Source organism: Calditrichota bacterium (genome assembly GCA_013151735.1).
GTDB lineage: Bacteria > Zhuqueibacterota > JdFR-76 > JdFR-76 > BMS3Abin05 > BMS3Abin05.
On record JAADHR010000014.1, the window covers coordinates 1 to 3508 of the forward strand.

General features: G+C 47.9%; 3 protein-coding genes. All 3 read right to left on the reverse strand.

All coding sequences use genetic code 11. The features are described from left to right. Positions 1-121: 121 nt before the first annotated feature. The 3 genes from GXO76_00480 to GXO76_00490 are packed head-to-tail and all read right to left on the reverse strand — an operon-like array spanning position 122 to position 3189. On the reverse strand, positions 122-1114 hold the full coding sequence (locus tag GXO76_00480; GenBank protein ID NOY76319.1) for a VWA domain-containing protein: 993 nt from the start codon (positions 1112-1114) through the stop codon (positions 122-124). Between the two features lie 9 nt (positions 1115-1123). Continuing rightward, positions 1124-2251 (reverse strand): protein BatD, encoded by a 1128-nt coding sequence (locus GXO76_00485; GenBank protein ID NOY76320.1) that lies wholly within the window; start codon positions 2249-2251, stop codon positions 1124-1126. A gap of 5 nt (positions 2252-2256) precedes the next feature. Continuing rightward, positions 2257-3189, reverse strand: coding sequence for a hypothetical protein (locus GXO76_00490; GenBank protein NOY76321.1), 933 nt, complete (start codon positions 3187-3189; stop codon positions 2257-2259). Between the last annotated feature and the right edge of the window lie 319 nt (positions 3190-3508).

Below are 3508 nucleotides of genomic sequence, written 5' to 3' on the forward strand. Positions count from 1 at the left end.
CAAATGAATTGGCAAACCTCAGCATGTAAGCGTTAAACTCCTTGCTTTTTCAGGACATCCCGATTAAACTTGTTTTTTTGTTTTTTCAGTCGCGGCTTCACGACCCTCCCCCTCATTCCCTCTACGGCAGTTTTCGGAATTTTGTGTTGGCCAGTATAATTTCCAGCGTTAAAAAGAAAAGAGCCACCAGTAAAAATCGTACAAAAAGTTCCTTGTATTTGGTGTACTCTTTTACGTGGATTTTGGTTTTCTCCATTTTCCCGATTTCTTTGTAAATTTGCCGCAGGGAATTCGTGTCCGTTGCCCGAAAATATTTTCCACCCGTGGTGGCCGCAATCTGTTTCAGCAAGTTCTCGTCGATCTCCACGGGCATTCGCACGTAGCGTTTCCCGAAAAACGGGTCCTGAACCGGGTACAAGGCCGATCCCTTTGTCCCGGCGCCAATTGTGTACACCCGAATGCCCATCGCTTTGGCCACCTGGGCAGCCGTCAGGGGGTCCAGTTCCCCGGCATTGTTCCGGCCATCCGTGAGTAAAATAATCACTTTGCTTTTGGCCTTGCTGTCCCGCAGGCGGTTTACGGCATTGGCCAACGCCATGCCGATGGCGGTTCCGTCCGGGATAATGCCGATTTTCACATCCTTAATAAACTTCAGCAGGATGCCGTAATCCAGGGTCAGCGGACACTGCGTGTAGCTGTCCCGCGCAAAAACCACCAGACCAATGCGATCATTCTTGCGCCCTTTTACAAATTCTTCCGCCACAATTTTGGAGGCTTCCAACCGGTTCTTCGGCTTGAAATCTTCTGCCAGCATCGAGCTGGAAATGTCCATCGCCAAAATAATGTCGATTCCCTCGGTTGTTACCTCCTGGTGTGTGCTTCCCGACTGCGGCCTCGCCAGCGCCAGAATCAAAAAAATCACCACCAGCAGCCGGAGGCTGAAAAGAATATTCCGGTACTCATTCCAGCGGGATTTTCCGGCGGATTTTACCAGATCGAGATTGGAATACTTAAGCGTGGCCGCCTGTTTTTTCCCCTTTCGAAAATGGAAATAGACCAAAATGGGAATAATTAAAAATCCCGCTAAAAATTCAGGACTTGCAAATCGAAACATCTACCGTCTTTACCTTTCCAGATCATCTCTTTTGTAATCTTCCGGCGGGGTTGCCCCGTTTCCACCATCCGAGTGCCGTTTGAAATCCACAACACCCTCTTCTGCGGTAGCGGATTCTGCGGAAACAGACGCCCCTTCTTCCACGGGTTCTTCTGATACGGGCGCCGGTTCGTCCCCGGCCGTTTCAACAATTTGTGTCTCCCGAACAAATTGAAAGGCCCAGTCGATGACCTTTTGATTCTCCTCGTCTTCGGGATTGTATTTCGCAAATTTAACCAGATCACACAATTCCGTAAATTCTGTCATCAGCTGCACGTGCTCGTCTGAAATAGGAATTGCCTTAAGTTCCCGCAGCAATTCGGAACTCGTCAAATCCAGGGCATCCACCCCAAAACGCCCGCCAATGTAACGCCGGATAATTTCGGACACCTCGCTGTAGTACGCTTTCACTTGTCCCTTTTCAAGAAGATCGGAATGCTGCAGGTGCTCCAAAGCTTCCAGAGCCAGTTCGTGCGGCGGCCGAGGGGGTTCCGTTTTTACGGGAATGAGCGGCTTCCCGGAGCGCTTGCGCACCCAGAAATAAATAAGCGCACCCAGGATGATCAACCCGAGTAATCCCCACAGTCCGTATTTTACGTAAGGATGCCAGTCAAACGGGATCTCCACGGGCGGCTTAATGTCTTTGATGTCGCCCTCCTGGCTCGGTACCACACTTTGCACGTGAATTTTAATGGCTTCCGATTTCAGAACGTGTTTAACGGTATCCGGAGGAATCGTGTACTGAACAGCAATCGGGGGAATTTGAAAATCGCCCGTGTCAAATGTGGAAATCTTGTACTGGACCCGGTCAATGATTTTTCCATCCCGTCTAACGGGATCGAACACCTTGTAATCGCGAATCTCAAACTGCCCCAGGTTTTCGGCCAGTCCGGGAAGCTTGACTTTCACATTTTTGTCCCGTGTAACCGTTACGGTGTAGGTAATCACATCTCCAATGGTAATCTGGGAGCGGTCTACCGCCGATTGAATGGAAATCTTTCCGGTATCTGAAAACGAATTCCCCGCCAAAAGGGTAACCCACAAAATCCCGAGAATGACTGCCTGTTTCAAATTGCCTGTACGATTGGTTTTTCTCATCGTCATCACTGAACTTTGTCGCTGTAAATTGCCACGTTTTCCGCCTTAATCATTCGATCGATCAAATCCTGATAGGCCTTTTGCTGCTTTTCCATTCGCAAATCCTGCACCACCTGAGACCGCACCTCACTGAGAGGCTTGATTCGGAGAATTTTGCCCTTTTTGTTCTTTTCGGCATATTTGTCTTTGTTCGCCTTGTAGTACAGCTCGATGTCGGAATCGTCTATTTTCACGTTTTTGGAGATTTCCTGCTGCAAGAGCTTTTGAACCATAAAATTTTTCTGAGCCTGAAACGTGGCTTCCACCACATCTTTGTCTTTGTCCAGCCCCTTTCGTTTGGCAGTATCGTACAGCAATTCGGTGGCCACGTACTGTTTTAGAAATTGCAGTTTTTTGGATTTGTCCTTGTACTGGCTTTGCACGGACGGCGGGAGCTGGCTGATCTCAAAATCCAGATCGCCCTGAGTGATTTCGCGATTCCCAATCTTGGCCACCACCGCGCCGGGACGCTTTTTGTGTTTTACCGGATTCAGGCTGGTGGTTTCGTTCAGCACCTGCTGGGCATCTGCGGACCGGCGCAGCCGTTCCAGACAGGCAACAATTTTTTTGTTCACCTCGGTCTGCAGGTTGCTTTCCGGGTAAAAATGTTTGATTTTCAGATAATTGGCCAGCGCGTTTTCGTAATCGTGTAAACGATCGAAATAAATGGTGGCTATCGTGTAGGTAATATTGGCCCGTTCCCCTTTGGACATATTGTAGTGCGCCAAATAATCCTGATATTCCTGAATCGCCTGGGGATACAATTGCCGATTGTACAGAGCGTTGGCATATTCGCGAACGGCGTCGGCGCTTTCCTGTGGCGTGTTTCGGGAACAACTCACCAGAACAGCCGAAATGCCTACTGCTGCAATTATCCCAAAAATCCAAAAACGCTTCATTTGAACAAACCCTATTTTATTAACAAATGCCAAATGGATTTAATCTTCACCATTGAAAACAGACAGGAATTGAAAAAGACACACCCCTAAATCCCCTCTTGATAGAGGGGACTTGCCTGATCCGCCTCATAGATCATTCTCAATGAGTACAGGCAAAACCTGTTTATTTGTATCCTATGCTTTTTTCCTTACTTAATTTTTTAAAAGCCCGTAATCGAAAAGTCAAGCGAATAGCTTCACTTAAAAACTACGAATCATATAAACGGTCGTTGAGCGGAGTCGAAACGACCGCTCTGATCCAAGGTTCACTTAAAAACTA